This is a genomic window from Kitasatospora sp. NPDC096077, from assembly GCF_040303245.1.
Taxonomy (GTDB): domain Bacteria; phylum Actinomycetota; class Actinomycetes; order Streptomycetales; family Streptomycetaceae; genus Kitasatospora.
The window spans coordinates 8,995-24,242 of the sequence record NZ_JBEOSV010000057.1 but is presented as its reverse complement, the minus strand read 5'-3'; the positions used below and the strand labels follow the sequence as shown (position 1 = coordinate 24,242).

The 15,248-nt window shown below is 71.1% G+C and carries 24 protein-coding genes; 10 read left to right on the top strand and 14 right to left on the bottom strand.

Annotated features, from left to right (window positions below; genetic code table 11):
- Positions 1-64 precede the first annotated feature (64 nt).
- Positions 65-1,489, top strand: a complete 1,425-nt coding sequence (locus ABTZ03_RS33400) for an AfsR/SARP family transcriptional regulator (RefSeq protein WP_350516900.1) — start codon at positions 65-67, stop codon at positions 1,487-1,489.
- A gap of 38 nt (positions 1,490-1,527) precedes the next feature.
- On the opposite strand, the gene ABTZ03_RS33395 is transcribed toward ABTZ03_RS33400, so the two are convergent.
- Together ABTZ03_RS33395 and ABTZ03_RS33390 are read right to left on the bottom strand one after the other, a co-directional pair.
- Positions 1,528-2,004, bottom strand: a complete 477-nt coding sequence (locus ABTZ03_RS33395; protein ID WP_350516899.1) for a hypothetical protein — start codon at positions 2,002-2,004, stop codon at positions 1,528-1,530.
- 226 nt (positions 2,005-2,230) lie between these two features.
- Positions 2,231-2,716, bottom strand: a complete 486-nt coding sequence (locus ABTZ03_RS33390) for a hypothetical protein (RefSeq protein ID WP_350516898.1) — start codon at positions 2,714-2,716, stop codon at positions 2,231-2,233.
- Positions 2,717-2,812: 96 nt separating this feature from the next.
- Here ABTZ03_RS33390 and ABTZ03_RS33385 point away from each other — a divergent pair, with 96 nt between their 5' ends.
- Positions 2,813-2,950, top strand: a complete 138-nt coding sequence (locus tag ABTZ03_RS33385) for a hypothetical protein (protein WP_350516897.1) — start codon at positions 2,813-2,815, stop codon at positions 2,948-2,950.
- Positions 2,951-2,987: 37 nt separating this feature from the next.
- Here the strand turns inward: ABTZ03_RS33385 and ABTZ03_RS33380 are convergent, their stop codons facing one another.
- The 11 genes from ABTZ03_RS33380 to ABTZ03_RS33330 all read right to left on the bottom strand — a co-directional run bounded on the left by ABTZ03_RS33380 (position 2,988) and on the right by ABTZ03_RS33330 (position 9,520).
- A complete protein-coding gene (locus ABTZ03_RS33380) occupies positions 2,988-3,152 on the bottom strand; it encodes a hypothetical protein (RefSeq protein ID WP_350516896.1) in 165 nt (54 codons plus the stop codon).
- A 244-nt stretch (positions 3,153-3,396) separates the two neighbouring features.
- Positions 3,397-3,864, bottom strand: coding sequence for a hypothetical protein (locus ABTZ03_RS33375; RefSeq protein ID WP_350516895.1), 468 nt, complete (start codon positions 3,862-3,864; stop codon positions 3,397-3,399).
- Between the two features lie 231 nt (positions 3,865-4,095).
- A complete protein-coding gene (locus tag ABTZ03_RS33370; RefSeq protein ID WP_350516894.1) occupies positions 4,096-4,242 on the bottom strand; it encodes a hypothetical protein in 147 nt (48 codons plus the stop codon).
- Positions 4,243-4,349: 107 nt separating this feature from the next.
- A complete protein-coding gene (locus ABTZ03_RS33365) occupies positions 4,350-4,841 on the bottom strand; it encodes a hypothetical protein (protein ID WP_350516893.1) in 492 nt (163 codons plus the stop codon).
- A 162-nt stretch (positions 4,842-5,003) separates the two neighbouring features.
- Positions 5,004-5,150: a hypothetical protein gene (locus ABTZ03_RS33360; protein WP_350516892.1), complete on the bottom strand. Its 147-nt coding sequence runs from the start codon at positions 5,148-5,150 to the stop codon at positions 5,004-5,006.
- A gap of 119 nt (positions 5,151-5,269) precedes the next feature.
- Entirely contained in the window at positions 5,270-6,439 is a 1,170-nt protein-coding gene (locus tag ABTZ03_RS33355) for a methyltransferase domain-containing protein (protein WP_350516891.1), read from the bottom strand.
- Positions 6,440-6,655: 216 nt separating this feature from the next.
- Positions 6,656-7,504: a helix-turn-helix domain-containing protein gene (locus tag ABTZ03_RS33350; RefSeq protein ID WP_350516890.1), complete on the bottom strand. Its 849-nt coding sequence runs from the start codon at positions 7,502-7,504 to the stop codon at positions 6,656-6,658.
- A gap of 6 nt (positions 7,505-7,510) precedes the next feature.
- Positions 7,511-8,029 (bottom strand): DUF6879 family protein, encoded by a 519-nt coding sequence (locus ABTZ03_RS33345; RefSeq protein ID WP_350516889.1) that lies wholly within the window; start codon positions 8,027-8,029, stop codon positions 7,511-7,513.
- On the bottom strand, positions 8,010-8,273 hold the full coding sequence (locus ABTZ03_RS33340) for a hypothetical protein (protein ID WP_350516888.1): 264 nt from the start codon (positions 8,271-8,273) through the stop codon (positions 8,010-8,012). The genes ABTZ03_RS33345 and ABTZ03_RS33340 overlap by 20 nt, the downstream gene beginning before the upstream one ends.
- A 148-nt stretch (positions 8,274-8,421) precedes the next feature.
- A complete protein-coding gene (locus tag ABTZ03_RS33335) occupies positions 8,422-8,622 on the bottom strand; it encodes a DUF397 domain-containing protein (protein ID WP_350516887.1) in 201 nt (66 codons plus the stop codon).
- 10 nt (positions 8,623-8,632) lie between these two features.
- Positions 8,633-9,520 (bottom strand): helix-turn-helix domain-containing protein, encoded by an 888-nt coding sequence (locus ABTZ03_RS33330; RefSeq protein WP_350516886.1) that lies wholly within the window; start codon positions 9,518-9,520, stop codon positions 8,633-8,635.
- A 198-nt stretch (positions 9,521-9,718) separates the two neighbouring features.
- Here ABTZ03_RS33330 and ABTZ03_RS33325 point away from each other — a divergent pair, with 198 nt between their 5' ends.
- From ABTZ03_RS33325 to ABTZ03_RS33295, 7 genes are all read left to right on the top strand, one after another.
- Positions 9,719-10,087 carry an ATP-binding protein gene (locus ABTZ03_RS33325; protein WP_350516885.1) on the top strand — a complete coding sequence of 123 codons (369 nt, stop codon included), beginning with the start codon at positions 9,719-9,721 and terminating at the stop codon, positions 10,085-10,087.
- Positions 10,084-10,347: a hypothetical protein gene (locus tag ABTZ03_RS33320; protein WP_350516884.1), complete on the top strand. Its 264-nt coding sequence runs from the start codon at positions 10,084-10,086 to the stop codon at positions 10,345-10,347. Before ABTZ03_RS33325 ends, ABTZ03_RS33320 begins: the two co-directional genes overlap by 4 nt.
- A gap of 105 nt (positions 10,348-10,452) precedes the next feature.
- Complete coding sequence (locus ABTZ03_RS33315; RefSeq protein WP_350516883.1) at positions 10,453-10,740, top strand: hypothetical protein; 288 nt, start codon at positions 10,453-10,455, stop codon at positions 10,738-10,740.
- 12 nt (positions 10,741-10,752) lie between these two features.
- Positions 10,753-11,202, top strand: a complete 450-nt coding sequence (locus ABTZ03_RS33310) for a hypothetical protein (protein ID WP_350516882.1) — start codon at positions 10,753-10,755, stop codon at positions 11,200-11,202.
- 99 nt (positions 11,203-11,301) lie between these two features.
- The gene (locus tag ABTZ03_RS33305; protein ID WP_350516881.1) at positions 11,302-11,751 is read left to right on the top strand and encodes a VOC family protein; all 450 of its coding nucleotides are present in this window, start codon (positions 11,302-11,304) and stop codon (positions 11,749-11,751) included.
- 407 nt (positions 11,752-12,158) lie between these two features.
- Positions 12,159-12,665, top strand: coding sequence for a SigE family RNA polymerase sigma factor (locus ABTZ03_RS33300; RefSeq protein WP_350516880.1), 507 nt, complete (start codon positions 12,159-12,161; stop codon positions 12,663-12,665).
- Between the two features lie 11 nt (positions 12,666-12,676).
- The gene (locus ABTZ03_RS33295; RefSeq protein WP_350516879.1) at positions 12,677-13,312 is read left to right on the top strand and encodes a hypothetical protein; all 636 of its coding nucleotides are present in this window, start codon (positions 12,677-12,679) and stop codon (positions 13,310-13,312) included.
- A gap of 39 nt (positions 13,313-13,351) precedes the next feature.
- On the opposite strand, the gene ABTZ03_RS33290 is transcribed toward ABTZ03_RS33295, so the two are convergent.
- Positions 13,352-13,891, bottom strand: coding sequence for a hypothetical protein (locus ABTZ03_RS33290; RefSeq protein WP_350516878.1), 540 nt, complete (start codon positions 13,889-13,891; stop codon positions 13,352-13,354).
- Between the two features lie 176 nt (positions 13,892-14,067).
- Here ABTZ03_RS33290 and ABTZ03_RS33285 point away from each other — a divergent pair, with 176 nt between their 5' ends.
- Positions 14,068-15,186: an alpha/beta hydrolase gene (locus ABTZ03_RS33285; RefSeq protein ID WP_350516877.1), complete on the top strand. Its 1,119-nt coding sequence runs from the start codon at positions 14,068-14,070 to the stop codon at positions 15,184-15,186.
- Positions 15,187-15,248 lie beyond the last annotated feature (62 nt).

Genomic DNA, 15,248 nt, shown 5'->3' with positions numbered 1-15,248 from the left:
ACATATGCTCTGTCACAGATTGTGCACCGGGGGGACCGGATTCCGAGTGTTCGAGGGGTGGGCTGTGCGGCTCGAATTCCGCGTGCTGGGGCCGTTGAGCGCCCGGTGCGACGGTGGTGAGATCGAGCTCGGTCGTCCGCAGCAGCGGGCGGTGCTGGCCGCGTTGCTGCTCGCCCCCGGGCAGTTGGTGCCGACGGACCGGCTGGTCGAGGGCCTGTGGGGGGAGGACGACAACCGCTGGCCGAAGGATCCGGTCGGGCAGATCGGCACCCATGTGCACCGCCTGCGGCGGGCGTTGGGCGCCCCCGAGCTGCTGGTGGCGGCGGCGGGCGGGTACCGGCTGGCGGTGCCTCGGGACACGGTGGACCTCTTCTGCTACGAGGCCGCGGTGGCGGAGGCCGTCGCGCTGCGTCACCGGGAGCCGTCGCGGGCGCGCGAGTTGCTGGGGCGCGCGCTGGACGCCTGGACGGGCGACCGGGCGCTGGACGGTGTGCCGGGGGCGTTCGCCGAGCGGGCCCGGGAACGGTTGGCGGCCGGCCGCTTCGCGGCGGTGAAGGCACTGCTGGACCTGGACGTGACGCTGGGGCGGCACGCGGAGGCGGTGGAGCCGCTGGCGGTGCTGGCGGCCGGGCATCCGCAGGACGAGGAGGTGCACCGGCTGCACCTGCTGGCCCTGCACCGCTGCGGCCGGACGGCGCAGGCGCTGGCGGCGTACGAGGAGCTGCGGGAGCGGCTGGACCGCGAACTCGGCCTCGAACCGGGCGCCGCGGTCGCCGAGTTGGCGGAGCGGATCCGGTCCGGGGAGCCGGTGGCGGCGCCGGTCCGGGCGCTGCCCCGGCCCTGCCAGCTGCCGCCGGACATCCGGGACCTGGTCGGCCGGGCGGAGCTGGCGCAGGAGGCGGAGCGGGTGCTGCGCTCCGGCGCCGCGCCGGTGGTGGGCCTGTCGGGGCCGTCCGGCAGCGGGGCCTCGGCGCTCGCCGTGCACGTGGCGCACGCGGTGCAGGACGCCTTCCCGGACGGCCAGTTGTACGCGGCCGGCGGTGAGGCCGGGCCGGTGCTGGCCGGGTTCCTGCGCGCGCTGGGGGAGCGGCCGGCCCCGGACGCCGGCGCGGACCGGCTGGGTGGGCGCTTCCGCGAGCTGCTCGCCGGGCGGCGGGTCCTGGTGGTGCTGGACGGGGTGGCCGACCCGGCTCCGCTGCTCCCGGGGGTGCCGGGCTGCGCCGCGGTGGTGGCCGGTGCGGAGCCGGGGGTGCTGCCCGGCGGCGTCGTGCGACTGGCGGTGGGACCGCTGGAGTCGCACGACGCCTACGAGTTGCTGGCCCGGATCGTGGGCGCGGAGCGCATCCGCCGGGAGCCGGACGCGGTGGCGGAGCTGGCCGCGCTCTGCGGGTACCTGCCGGTCCTGCTGCGGACGGCGGCGACCCGCCTCGCGGCCCGGCCGCAGTGGTCGGTGGCCGACCTGGTCCGCTGGTTCGCGGAGCGCGGCTGAGGCGGGCACCGGCGGCGGCGTCGGCGGCGGCGTCGGCGTCAGTACAGGTCCGTGCTGCGTACGGTGATGGCCGCGGTGCTGGCGCGGGGCGGGTAGGAGAACTGGACCGTGAGGCCGCCGTGGTCGGAGACGACGAGGGAGGCCGTGCTGTTGGGGTCGGACTTGAAGGTGTTGCTGGCCCAGCAGACCTTGTTGGAGGCGTTGTAGACGACGAAGTTCCCGTCGCCCTGCATGATCGCCTTGTAGCCGCAGCTCCAGGTGCCCGCGGCGGACCACACCGCGACGGGGTTCGGCGTCTGGTAGTTCCGGTAGATGACCAGGTTGCCGTCGAGCTGCAGGATCAGCCGGGTGTCGTCGGTGTTGAGGCTGCTGCCCTGGTAGAGGATCCCGGGCTCCCTCATGCTCACCGCGCTGTCGGCCTGGGCCGTCCCCGCGGAGACCACCGTTCCGGCCAGCGCCAGTGCGCCGGCCGCCGCCGCCATGGCCGTGCGTCGCATCGTCTTCTTCGCCTTCATGTCCCCGTGCTGCCTCTCTCGCCCGTGCTCGCGCCCGTGAAAGTGACGGGCGCCCTGTGATGGGGATGATCATGGCGCGAGGCTGTAGACAAACGATAAACACCGCATTGAGGCGCGGGCCGGCCGGACGGCCGCCGCCCGGCCCTGGTCGGTGGACGACCGGGGCCGGGCGGTGGAGCGGTCTCGTACGGGGCTGTTTCGTACGGGGCGGTCCCGTACGGGTCGGTTAGTACGGGTCGGTGCTGGCGATCTTCGCCCAGGACAGGCCGCGCGCCGGCGAGCTGAAGTAGAGGGTGAGTCCGCCGTAGCCCCAGAGCTTCATGGAGACCCCGTTGTTGAACTGCTTGGTCTCGCTGGACCAGCAGACGTAGGCGTTGTTGCCGTAGACGACGAGGTTGCCGTCGGGCTGCAGGATCGCCTTGACGCCGCAGCCCCAGGTCTTCGGCGCGGCCCAGACCGCCGTGTACTGGCCGTTGTTGGTCTTGTAGGTGACGAAGTTGCCGTCGCTCTGGAGGATCAGCCGGGTGGAGCCGGTCTCGATGTACTGGTTCTGGAGGAGGGTGAAGGGGGCGTCCACGGACATCTGCGGAGCCTGGTCGGGCGGGGTGATGTCCGCGTGCGCGGTCCCCGCGGCCGTCACCGTCCCGGTCAGCGCCAGGAGTCCGGCCGCCGCCGTCATGGCCATGTGTCGGAGGGTCTTCTTCGTCTTCATGTTCCCCGTGCTGCCTCTCTCGCCCGTGCTCGCGCCCGTGGAAGTGACGGACGCCCTGTGGTGGGGACGATCGTGGCGGAGGACGGTAGACGGGCGATGGACGTGACGGCGGGGTGCGGGGGCCGCCTGCAGACCGGCGGCGACTTCGTGCTCTACACGGGGCACGCGGCCGGCGACAACAACTGGAGGCCGGTCTGGTCGACGAAGAACGGGCGCACCGCCGAGCCCTGCTGAACGCCCGGTCTCATCCGGGCGTCGGCGGGTGGACGTCCTAGCCGTTCGTGTAAGGACACGTTCCGGTCAGGATCTGCCACGAGGTGCAGAAGCCCACGCCCCCGTCGCGGGCGGACGGAGCGGACGGAGTGGCGGCGGCGGGCACGGTCAGCATCCCGAGCAGGGCGCAGGTGCCGAGGGCGAGTGCGGCGATACGGCGCACGGCTGTTCCTTCCGGTGAAGCGGCTGGACGAAGCGGCTCTACCCGCAGCCTCGGGCCGCATACCCGATGTCCCCCTGCGGGTGAGGTCCGGACGAAGCTCGTGCATCGAGCGCGCGCCCCCGCCGTTCCGGGCGGAGGCTCTGCGTCGGCGGGTGGTACGTCAGCAGCAGCCGCCGCCGGTGACCCCGGCGAGCTGGGAGTGCGGGCGAGACGGCCGTGGGGGCCGTCCCGCCCTCTTCGGCGTCTAGTACGGGTCGGTGCTCTGGATCGTGTTCCAGCCGGTCTGGCTGCTCTCGAAGCCGCCGGTGAAGCTGACGGCCATTCCGCCCCGGCCGTAGACCACCAGGGTGGCCTGCTGGAAGGCCGAGGACTTGAAGGTGTTGCTGGCCCAGCAGATGCGGTTGTCGCTGCCGTAGAGGACGAAGTTCCCATCGCTCTGCATGGTCGCCCGGTAGCCGCAGCCCAAGCCCTGGGCGAACTTCACCTCCGAGGGGTTCCGGTCGGTCCGGTAGACGACAAGGTTGCCGTCGGTCTGGAGGATCAGCGTGGTGTAGCCGGTGTCCAGGTGCTGTCCTCGGTAGAGCGACCCGCCCTCGCCGAGGCTGATCCTGGGCCAGCCGTCGCCGGAGTGGACGTCGTCGGCCTGTGCGGTCCCCGCCGCCGCCACCGTCCCGGTCAGCGCCAGGAGTCCGGCCGCTGCCGTCATGGCCATGTGCCGCATGGTCCTCTTCGCCTTCATGTCCCCGTACTGCCTTTCTTGCATGCGTTCGCGCCCGTGCGGGTGCTCGGGCGCCCTGTGGCGGGGATGACCATCGCGGAGGGTGGTAGGCAGGCGATAAACGTGACGTTGAGGCGCCAGGTGGGGCCGCCACAACCGACGAACCCCGCCCGCTCGTCGGAGACCGACGAGCGGGCGGGGTCGCGGGTTCGAGCGGGTCGCGCGTCAGCAGCAGCCGCCGCCGGTGCCCCCGGCGATCTGGGTGTGCGGCACGGGGGCGGGCGCCGGGGTGGCGTTGCCGGACGTGGTGGCGAACAGGAGCGTGGCGGTGAGCGCGAGGCCGCCGACGGCGGCGATCAGCATCTTGCGCATGGTGAAGTCCCCCTGGTGAGTGGTCGGTTCGGGGCTCACCTAAGCGGAGGTGGCGGAGGACTGTCAATGGATTCCGGTCCGCCCGAGTCGTCGGCGGTCGAGGCGGTTTAGTACGGGTCGGTGCTCTTGAGCTCGACCGTGCCCCCGCTGCTCTCGAACCGGGAGGTGTACTTGATCCGGAGGCCGCCGTAGCCCCAGACCTCCAGGGTGGCCCGGTCGTTGGGGGAGTCCTTGTAGGTGTTGGTGGCCTTGCAGACGTTGTTGTTGTAGTTGCCGTAGACGACGAAGTTGCCGTCGCCCTGCAGGATCGCCCGGTTGCCGCAGCCCTTGGTGTCCATCGACCACTTCCACTCGTACCGGTTGTCGGTCCGGTAGAGGACGAGGTCGCCGTCGCTCTGCAGGATCAGCCGGGTCTTGCCGGTGTCGAGGGACTGGCCCTGGTAGAGCACGAACGGGTCGTTCACGGTGATCCGGGGCTGCTGCTCGGGGTCGAGCGAGTCGGCCTGTGCCGTCCCCGCCGCCGTCATCGTCCCGGTCAGCGCCAGGATGCCGGCTGTCGCCGTCATGGCCATGTGCCGCATCGTCTTCGTCGTCTTCATGTTCCCCGTGCTGCCTCTCTCGCAAGTGGGGGCGCCCGTGAGTGTGGTCGGGCGCCCGGTGACGGGGATGATCCTGGCGGAGAGCGATAAACAAGACGTTGAGGCGACAGCCGGGCCCGCTCGTCGGAGGTTGACGAGCGGGCTGGGCTTCGGGGTGGTGCGTCAGCAGCAGCCGCCGCCGGTGCCCCCGGCGATCTGGGTGTGCGGCACGGTGGTGGGCGCCGGGGCGGCGTTGCCCGGCGCGGTGGCGAAAAGCAGCGTCGCGGCGAGCGCGAGGCCGCCGGCGGCGGCGATCAGCATCTTGCGCATGGTGAATCCCCCTGGTGTGACGGTCTGTTGGAAGCGCCAGCCAAGCGGAGGTGTCGGGGGCCTGCCAGCGGATTCGAGGCCGTCCGGGTCGTCGGCGGGCCAACGACCCGGACGGGGTTTCAGGCGAGGTGGTCGAACTCGCCGGCCTTGGCCCCGAGGGGGAAGCCGCGGTGTCCGGGTTCGTCGAGCCAGACGAGCTGATCGCCGGAGGCCGTGACGGTCAGCCCGAAGCGGGTCAGTTCCGGCCTGCCGTCCTCCAGCCAGGTCCGGTGCGCGGCCACCACCTCGTCCCACAGGCGGCGCGGGCCGGTCTGGTGGACGGCGTCGGCGCCGTCCCAGTCATGGAAGCGTGCGGAGGCCCAGGAGCCTGCGTCGTCCGAGAGGTGGAAGCGGTGGGTGCCGGGCGGGTCGGCCGCCTGCCAGCTGTGCAGGGTCCGGACGCCCGGCACCCGCAGGCCGATGGCGAACGCCGCGTGGACGTTCTCCTCCGCCAGGTCGGGGTCGAGCGCGGACGGGCCCCGGTGGTCCGGCGGTTGGTCCGGAGTCGCGACCGGATGGGGGCGCTGGGCCCGCATCCACATGAACGAGACGTCGCCCACGAATCGCCCGTGTGATTCCTGCCCCGGCTCGCCGACCTCCAGCCGCAGCAGCCCGGCGTTGGCGTACGGGGTGCCCCAGGGGGTCACGATGATGCCGCCCGGGCGGGTCTGTTCGACCCACGCGAGCGGCACCCGCTGAACGGCCGCCGTCGAGTGGATGCGGTCGTAGGGCCCACCGGCCGGATGGCCGAGCAGGCCGTCTCCGACGACCCGGCGGGGTGCCAGGCCGAGTTCTGCGAGGCGCTCCCCGGCAGCGGCGGCCACTGTCGGGTCGACCTCGATCGTGGTCACGGCGTCGTCGCCGAGTCGGCTGCACAGCAGGGCACTTGTCCAGCCGGTACCGGTGCCGATGTCGAGCACTGTGTTGCCGTCCGCGACGGTCAGGTGGCGGAGCATGGACGCGACCAGGGACGGCATGGACCCGGACGAGGTGGCGATGCCGGGCCCGTCCGTCCGGCCGTCGTCGAGCTGGGTGACGACCTGTCGGCCGGAGTCGACCTCCGCCCACCAGCCGACCGGGTCAGTGTTCTTGCTGAGCAAGCGGTACCCGTTGGGGGCCTCGCTGTCTTCGACCCAGATGTCGTCCGGCACGAAGGCAGAGCGCGGGGCGCGCTCGAAGGCGCCCCGCCACTCCGTGCCCAGCGCGCCGGACTCGGTGAGAGTCGCGAGCAACTGCGGGTACTGGTCCATCAGTTCGGGCTCACTTCTTGGGCGGGTTGGTAACGGGCTTGGTCCACTGGCCGTCCGACTCCTTCGGGGACTGCTTCTTGTCCCCGGATTCGCCGCTCTTGCCATCACCGTGCTTGCCCATGGTCGGCCACTCCCTCGGAGTCGCTGGAATCGATGGCAACACGCTAGGGAGGAAAGTGAGTTGGGATCCAGGCGATTCTGCGGGATTGCACGGCATCACCCGATCGAAGCAATCGCGGCCGCGATCAACCCGCGAGCCTTGGAGCCGTACACCGCCAGGTCGGCCAGTACGGCGAACGTGTCGGCGTACATCGCCACTTCGGTCGGCTGTGTCAGGGTGAGGTGCCCGGAGACCAGCTCCACGTTCACCTGGGTCGTGTCGAAGATCCAGAACCCTTCCACGGGCATCCGTGCGCGGTGCAGCCGGGTGGGGACGATCCCGACGCTGACGTTCGGCAGAGCGCTCGCCGTGATCAGCCGCTCGAGCTGCTCGGTCTGGGTGTCGGCGTCGCCGAGCCCGTTGCGAAGGACCGACTCCTCCAGGAGGAACGCGAAGCGCCGGTGCCCCTCGCGGAGCACGCGTTGCCGTTCCATCCGGACGGCCACGGCATCGGCCACGTCATCGACCGGTACTCGCCGGAGCTGGACGGCGCGCAGCACGTCCTCGGTGTAGCCGTGAGTCTGGAGGAGCCCGGGAACGAGCCACGACGAGTAGGCCCGGAACCAGCGCGTCCGCTCGAACAGGGGCAGTACGGCTTCCTGCGCCCTTCGCAGCCCCGCGCGTTCCATGCGGCGCCACTCGACCCACATGCCTTCCACAGCTCGAAGGGAGGCCACCAGGTCGGCTTCCTGGTCTTCTCTGCCGCACGCGCGGCACCATGCGCGCAGGTCGTCGGTGGACGGCGAGGTCTTGGCTCCGGCGATCCGGGACACCTTGGACGGATGCCAGCCGCACAACGCCGCAAGCTGCTTGCCGTCCAGCCCGGCGTCCTTGCACATCTCCCGAAGGCGATCTGCGAGGACGCGCCGGGCGGCCTGGACGTGGGACGATCCCGAGACGGACATCAGGGGTCAGGTCAGCTTGTAGTCCTCGTGCGGCGTGGCCCGTTCCCAGACGGTCTCGAAAGCGGAGCCGACCAGGTCCACGGCGGCCTGGTCGGTGCGCAACTCCCTGTCCACGACCTCGCCCACGCCGGAGAAGTACGTGAACAGCACGGCCGATCCGTCGAACATCCAGAGATCCGTTCCCGGCAGCGCGATGTCGGCAGCGCGCCGCCGGGGCAGCCATCGGACCAGTTCGCCTGCGGCGACGTTGGCGAAAGTGAGGTCGTGCTCGTACCGGATGTAGTCCGTCACCGGCTCCGAGACGATCCGGGCCCGTCGCATGACCACGCCGCGCCCGGTGGTCTCGGCGACCAGGTCGGCCCAGGTGCCCCACCAGTCGGGCAGTTTGGCCGGGTCGCCGGCGTACCGGTGGCCGGCGCACCAGCGGGCGAACTCCGGATCGTCCGGCGTGTAGCTGTCGCGCATCTCCAGGTGCACAGCGGAGTGGCGAGCGTTGGCCAGGCCCTCACGTACGGGGTACTTCACCGGTTTCGTCCTCCAGTTGGGGAAGGAACCGCCGCATCACGGCGGGGAGCCGGATGATCGTCTCGTGATCGGGGACGTCCGTGCTGTGGCCGGGGATCGACCCGAGCGCCTGGCACGCCTTCACTTCCTCCTCTGTGGCTGTGTAGGACTGGATCAGCAGATCCCCGCTGTCCTCGTCCAGCCAGATCGTCGGCGAGTCGTCAACGGGAGTGTTCGGGATGATCCCCAGGAAACGAAGCCTCATGACCTCTCCCTGTGCCGGGCTGATTGCTCTCAGTTGCACGACTATCGCGCTGGCGGCTGATGGGCGCAAGGGGGGCGTCGCGGGGGTAGGTGAAGTGACCCCGCCCGCTCGTTGGGGGCCAACGAGCGGGCGGGAGGGGAAGGCTGGTTCAGGCGAGGTGGTCGAACTCGCCGGCCTTGGCGCCGAGGAGGAAGCCGCGGAGTTTAGTGGCTGAGGTGGTGATGATGAGGGTTGGGTCGTCGGATTCGCGGATGTGGCGGAGATCGCCTGCACCGAGAGCCAGTTCTACACAGTGGCTGCCATCGTCCGTGTCGCTGAACGACGACTTATGCCAGCGGAGTTCGGACATCGTGCGCCTTTCAATCCTGCAGTAGGTACAGAAGGTGTTGGATCAACCCCCATGAGTCCCGTGAATCATCCTGCATCGACCTATCGCCGGTGATGGCGGGTAGAGCAATCTCACTCAACTGCTCGAAGCGATCGCGGTAGCTGGCGATCGACGGCTGATCAACGAGGTACTCGGCGTGAGTTGGTCCATCCAGGATGACCGTCGAGAGCGCAGCTGAGCCAGGAGCGCAGACCAGAAATGAGTTCGCGCGAGGTGGCTTCTTCGGCACCGTGAACGGCAGTACCTGGATAGTGACGTTGGGAAGCTCCGAAGCGGCAAGCAGGTGCTTCAGTTGGGCTCGCATCACTGCCTTGCCAGGAAAGTGCATGAGTAGGGCAGCCTCATGGATGACGAACCGGAACTGCCTCTGGCACTCGTCGGTCAGGATTCTCTGACGCTCGGCGCGGAACTGAACCGCAGCCTCTGTCGCTTGGCTCCGCTCCTGATATGCGTCCTCAAACATCGCCTCGGTGTAGGCAGGCAGCTGCAGATAGCCGGGGATGTAGAAGGTTTCATAGTTGTCCAGAGCGGCTGCTCGCGCTTCGGTTTCGGCCAGATCGAGGGCCCTGGGCGTGATCTGACCCTTGAAGGTGGTCCACCAGCCTTTGCCGTCGCTGGCGCCGAGCTCGTGCAGTTCGGCCATGTAGGTCTCATCCGTACAGCCGTAGTGAGTCAGCAGGCTGGTGAGGCGCGCAGGATCCAAGCCTGTTCGGCTGGCCTCGATGTGGCTCAGCTGCGGCGCTCCCATGTCGATGAGAGCGCCGGCATCCTTGAGGGCGAAGCCGGCAGCCTCGCGCAGGCGCCTCAGCTCGACGCCGAAGCGGCGCTGCCGCTCGCTGATTTCGGTCCTGAGTGCCAAGGATCCTCTTCCCTCCGTGTTGTGCGCAGTCTCTCTCCCCGAGACCGCGAGGAGCCACCCACATGGGTGATGCTCGGCGAGAGTGTTGCAGGTTTGAAACTGCCTGCCTTACTCTCAGTGTTGCACCGATCACACGACGGGGCGTCAGTGTCTGCGCCTTCGCCGAATCCCCTCCTCTTCTCCCAACTGGGGTTTCTCATGTGTGCCTTCACCCCTCCCGACTGGTCCCCCGCTCGTTCCGAGCTCTCCGACCTCCTTGCCTCCGCCGGGTGGCCGCCCTCCCTCATCTCCGACGCCGACTTCGCCCTCCACGAACTCGTCGTCAACGCCTGGGAGCACGCCGCCAGCCCGGCGCCGCTCTGCACCTTCTCCCTCTCCCCAGCCCGCCTCCGCGTCCTGGTCTGCGACGACAGTCCCGTGTTCCCGCCAGAACCCCGCCTCCCCGCCGACCCGTTCGCCACCTCCGGCCGGGGCCTCCACCTCGTCCGCGCCCTGACCCACCGCTTCGGCGTCGACCCCCGCAAGCACGGCAAGGTCGTCTGGTTCGAGATGGAGCCCCACGCGTGAACCGTCCCCACCGCCAGCCCATGCAGCCCACCGACCCCCGGGTCCGGGCCTACACCGACGAGCACATCCGCACCCTCCTCGCCGAACTCCACGAGCGCGGACGCAAGTTCGGCCTGATCTTCCCCTCCGCCACCACCGACAAGACCCTCGACGGCCGCGTCCTGGTCCGCTTCAACACGGCTCCGGCCTCGACCTTGTTGAACCTCCTGACCCTCCTCCTTGACGCCGACCGAGACCGCGAGCACCCGTGCGGTTCCTGATCGCCGTCGCCTTCCTCGTCCTCCTCGCCCTGGCGTTCGCCACCGTCGCCCTGGGCGTCATCACCGCGCTCAACGTTGCAAAGGCCGACGACAAGGAGCCCTGAGATGCTCGACCCCGCCCTCAAGAACGCCCTCGCGGCCACCCAGTACGCGGTGGCCGCCGCCTTCAACTCCCTCACCCCCACCCCCGTCACCCCGCCCGTCCCCGACGACTTCGACTGGCCCGAACTCGAAGCCTTCCTCTTCCGCCTGGGCTTCGCCGCCGACAGCTCCGACGCCGCCCTCGACCTCCACCGCCTCCTCTTCTCCGTCCAGCGCATCGCCTACCGCGAGGCCGCCGGCCGCAACGCCCCCTGGCCCGCCACCCGCCTCCACCTGCGCTCGCCGGTGTGAAACCCTCGCCCCATGGACGAGTTCACCCGCCGCCTCGACAGTGCCTGGGAGTGGTGGGACGCGGCCATCGAGGATTCCCAGGAAGGCCGGTGGATCCGCACCGACGCCGAGCGCCGGACGATCGACGACATCGCCGCCGCGACCGTCGGCTGCCCGCCCTCGCCCGGTGAACTCCCCTGGCGGGCCCGGCTCGCCCGGATCGTCCGCTGGGCCGCGGTGCTGCGGCTCGCCGCCCGGGCCGGCGGCTGGGAGCTGACGCCCGTCACCGGCGCGGCCCCGCCCCGGCCCGCCGGGATGGCGGTTCTGCTCTCCGGCATCTACGCGGTCGGCGAGCAGGGCGAGCTCTGGCGCGACGCCCTCCCCACGGCCGGACCGCCGCCGGTCGCCGAGGTCGTCAAGGCGGAGGCCTTCCTCTTCGGCCCCGGCTCGGTCGAGGACCTCCGCCAGTTCTTCTACGACTGACCGGCGGCCCTGACACTCCCGGACGTCGAGAACCCGGCGCCGGCTCCGTCCCGGGTGTAGCAGTAACCGGATCGGACCGCGACGCAGAAGGAGCCCCCCATGGCGATCCAGCGGATGGACAACGTAGGCATCGTCGTCGACGACCTGGCGGCCGCCGTCGCCTTCTTCACCGAGCTCGGCATGGAGCTGGAGGGCGAGACGCAGGTCGAGGGCCCCTGGGTGGACGAGATGATCGGCCTCGACGGGGCCCGCAGCGCGATCGCGATGCTGCGCACCCCGGACGGCCACGGCAAGCTGGAGCTGAGCGAGTTCCAGGCCCCCGAGGCAATCACCCCTGCCCCGGCCGACCCGCCGCCCAACACCCTGGGCCTGCACCGGGTGATGTTCGCCGTCGACGACATCGACGACACGATCGCCCGCCTGCGCCGCCACGGGGCCGAACTCCTCGGCGGGGTGGCGCGGTACGGGGACGCCTACCGGCTCTGCAACCTCCGTGGCCCCGCGGGGATCATCGTCGCCCTGGCCGAACGGATCGGCTCCTCGGGCTGACCTCGTGGTGCCGGGCCCGGCACCACCGGCCGGCGGTGGCAGCGAGAGCCGGGGCGCCACTCGGCAGCAGGCGCTCGGGCTGTCGATCATCAGGCCCATGCCGGCGAGGGCCTCCGCATGGCCGAGGAAGTACAGCGCCGCCGAGAGGTAGGCCGCCCAGCCGTCGTGGTCCGCGAGGTCCAGGCCGCTCAGTCGGCCGAGCCAGGCATCGACATGGGCCCGCAGAACGACCTCCGGCTCGCGGAAAGAGCACCCCGCCCGTCACGTCCGACCGTCCGTGCCGGGCCCGTCGCCACCGCTCGGCGACCGCGCCGTGACCCAGTTCACAGGTCGGAGGTGCATAGCGGGCCGGGCTCCAACGTCTTTCCACAGGTGCAGGCGTTCGGAGGACGGAAAGGTGGTGCTGGATGAGGCAGTCGCGAGCGGACGGTTTCGATGAGTTCGTCGAGGCCCGCTGGTCGGCGCTGTTCCACCTCGCGCGCCTGCTCACCGGCGGGGACCGGCACCGGGCCGAGGACTTGCTGCAGGAGGGGCTCCTCAAGCTGTGGTCCGCCTGGCCGAAGGTCGCGGGCCAGGCCCCCGAGGCCTACCTGCGGCAGATTCTGGTCCGTGCGGCGGCCCGCTCGGCCCGCCGGCGCTGGTGGGGCGAGCGTCCCACCGAGGAGCTGCCCGAGACGCCCGGCAGCCAGGACCTGGCCGCCGTCGTGGAGGAACGCACCCGGCTGGAGGCCGCGCTCGCGCTCCTGCCGGCCCGCCAGCGGGCCGCGGTCGTCCTGCGCTACTACCAGGACCTGCCGGAGGGGCAGGTCGCCGAGGTGATGGGCTGCCCGGTGGGCACCGCCCGCTCCCTGACGTCGCGCGGGGTGGCGAAGCTGCGGGAGGCTCTGACCGAGGCCAGCGAGTCGGCGAGGTGAGGGAGGAACCCATGGATGATTTCGAACAGGAGCTGGCCCGCATGATGCGCGACACCCAGGAACACGTCCCCTTCGGCCCCCACCACCACGAGCGCCTGCAGGCCCTGCTGCGGGCCCGGCGCCGGGCCCGGGCGGCGCTGATGGCCGGCGGCTCGCTCCTGCTGCTCGCGGGGGTCTGCGTGGGGCTGCCCGTCGCCCTCGCCGCCCAGGAGCACCACGGCAACCGCCCGGCCTCCACCCCCACGTCCACGCCCAGCTCCGGTCCCACGTCCGGTCCGACGGGGGGACCGACGGACTTCCCCACGGACGTCCCGACGTCCGGCGGCACCCCCGGGGCCTGGCCGGGGACGCCGGGGACTCCGGGGGCTTCGGGGACCCCCGGCGGATCAGGCGCGCCGACCACGCCGACGCACAACGGCACGTCCGGTCCGTCCGGTCCGTCCGGCACGTCCGCTCCGACGGCGACGTCCGGCCCGACGACCGCCCCGACCTCTGCGCCGACGTCGGTTTCCGGCTACGACCCGACGACGGCCCCGACCTCCGGCCCGACGGCCGCCGCCGCTCCGACCTCCGGCCCGACGGCGACCCCGATGACGTTCGGCGGGTCCGGTCCGACCGGGACCCCGACGCCCTTCCCGACCCGCTAGGACGCGTATTCACCGCTTGATCACGACCGAAGGCGCCGCCTAGCAGTGCGCGGAGCCCCGGATGTCCCAGATGGCCTGGTGGTTGTCCGTGCCGCGCTCGTAGCGGTAGATCACCACGTTCCAGTCGCTCTGCACGTGCAGCTGGTTGATCTCGTACGACGCCCGGCAGCGGTCCGTACCGGTGGCCCAGTACGGCGAACCGTCCGGGTGGTAGAGCACGAAGTTGCCGTCGTTCTGCATGCTCGCGCGGAAGGCGGGCTGGCCGGCGGTGTTGCTGGCCCACAGGGCCTGCCCGTCCCAGCGGTAGAGCACCAGGTTGCCGTCCGACTGGTACTTCAGGTTGGCGGTCCAGCCGTCCTCGTTGAGGACCTGGCCGCCCGGAGCGAGGCAACCGCCCTCGGCCAGCAGGCCGTTGACGGGGGTGTGGTCGGCCCAGACGTACCCGGTCTCGATGCCGCAGTTGCCGAAGTCGGCGGGCGCCCGGCCCGCCGCGGCGGCGGGTGCGGCGGCGGGGGTGAGGACGGCGGCGGCGCTCAGGGCGGCGGTGGCGGCACGGAGCCACCCACGTGAGGTGATCATGCGCCAACAGATACCGGCTGTGCGTCCACGCACCGCCGAGCGTCGCCCGCCCGAGGGCGCGTCCCCCGGGCATTGACGGGCTCGCGACGCGGGAAGTCGGCCCGTCCGACTTCCTGTGCCCCACTCGTCCCGCCCCGAGTGCAACCGAACACCCGTGCACACCCGTTTCAGCTGGTGTGAAGCTGACCGGCACCCCGTTCTTCGTCCTCTCGCTGCTCCTCCTCCCGCTCTCCGTGGCCCTGCTGATGTACCTCTGGAACCGGGTGCGCGGGCCACAGGCCCTGCGCTTCGGCTCCCGGCTCCTGATGGTGCTCTTCGCGCAGGTCACGGCGGTGACGCTGGTGTTCGTCGTGGTCAACAACGACAACCAGCTGTACAGCGGTTGGGACGACCTGCTCGGCACCGGCAGCCACGTCCGTGCCGTGCCCGTCCCGCCCCCGGCGGATGCGACGGCGGCCGCGAACGGGCCCGAACAGCCCAAGGTGACGCAGCAGTTCGGGCCGGTGGACGACAGCGCGGTACCGAAGGACGTGAAGACGACCCAGCTGAAGGGGCGGGTCTCCGGCGTGGACGGCGAGGTGCTGGTCTGGACGCCGCCGCAGTACGACGACCCGGCCTACAAGGACAAGAAGTTCCCGGTGGTCGAGCTGCTCGCGGGCTTCCCCGGCTCGTCCAGCGCCTGGTTCGGCAGCATGAACGTCTCCAAGCAGTTGGCGCCGCTGATGAAGTCCGGTCAGGTCGCGCCGTTCATCCTGGTCTCGCCGCGGGTCGTGCTGCTCGGCGGGCACACCGACACCGGCTGCGCGGACGTGCCGGGCAAGGTCAACGCCGAGACCTGGCTGGCCCGCGACGTGCCGCAGATGGTGCTGGACAACTTCCGGGCCGAGCCCGGTCCGGAGCGGTGGGCGGTGGCCGGCTACTCGGCGGGCGCGCACTGCGCGGTGCGGCTGGCGCTGGGGCACCCCAACCGGTACCACGCGGGGGTCAGCCTCTCCGGGTACAACGACCCGATGGGCGAGTCCGATTCGCTCACCGCCAAGGACCCGCACCTGCGCGAGGTCTCCAACCCGGTCTACCTGCTCCAGCACGCCCAGACGCCGCCGAACGTCGCGCTGTACGCCACCGGCAAGAAGGGCGACGGCTACGAGGACGCGCTCGCGCTGCAGAAGAACGCCAAGGCGCCGACCACCGTCACCCCGGTGGAGGTCAACGGCCCGCACCTGACCTCCACCTGGCAGCCGCTGGTGCCGTCCGTGTTCACCTGGCTCACCCAGACCGTCGGCAAGGGCGGCTGAGGCCGCCACCGCTCGTCCTCGGGAGCTTCGGAGTGGGAAGTCGGCCCGGCCGACTTCCCACT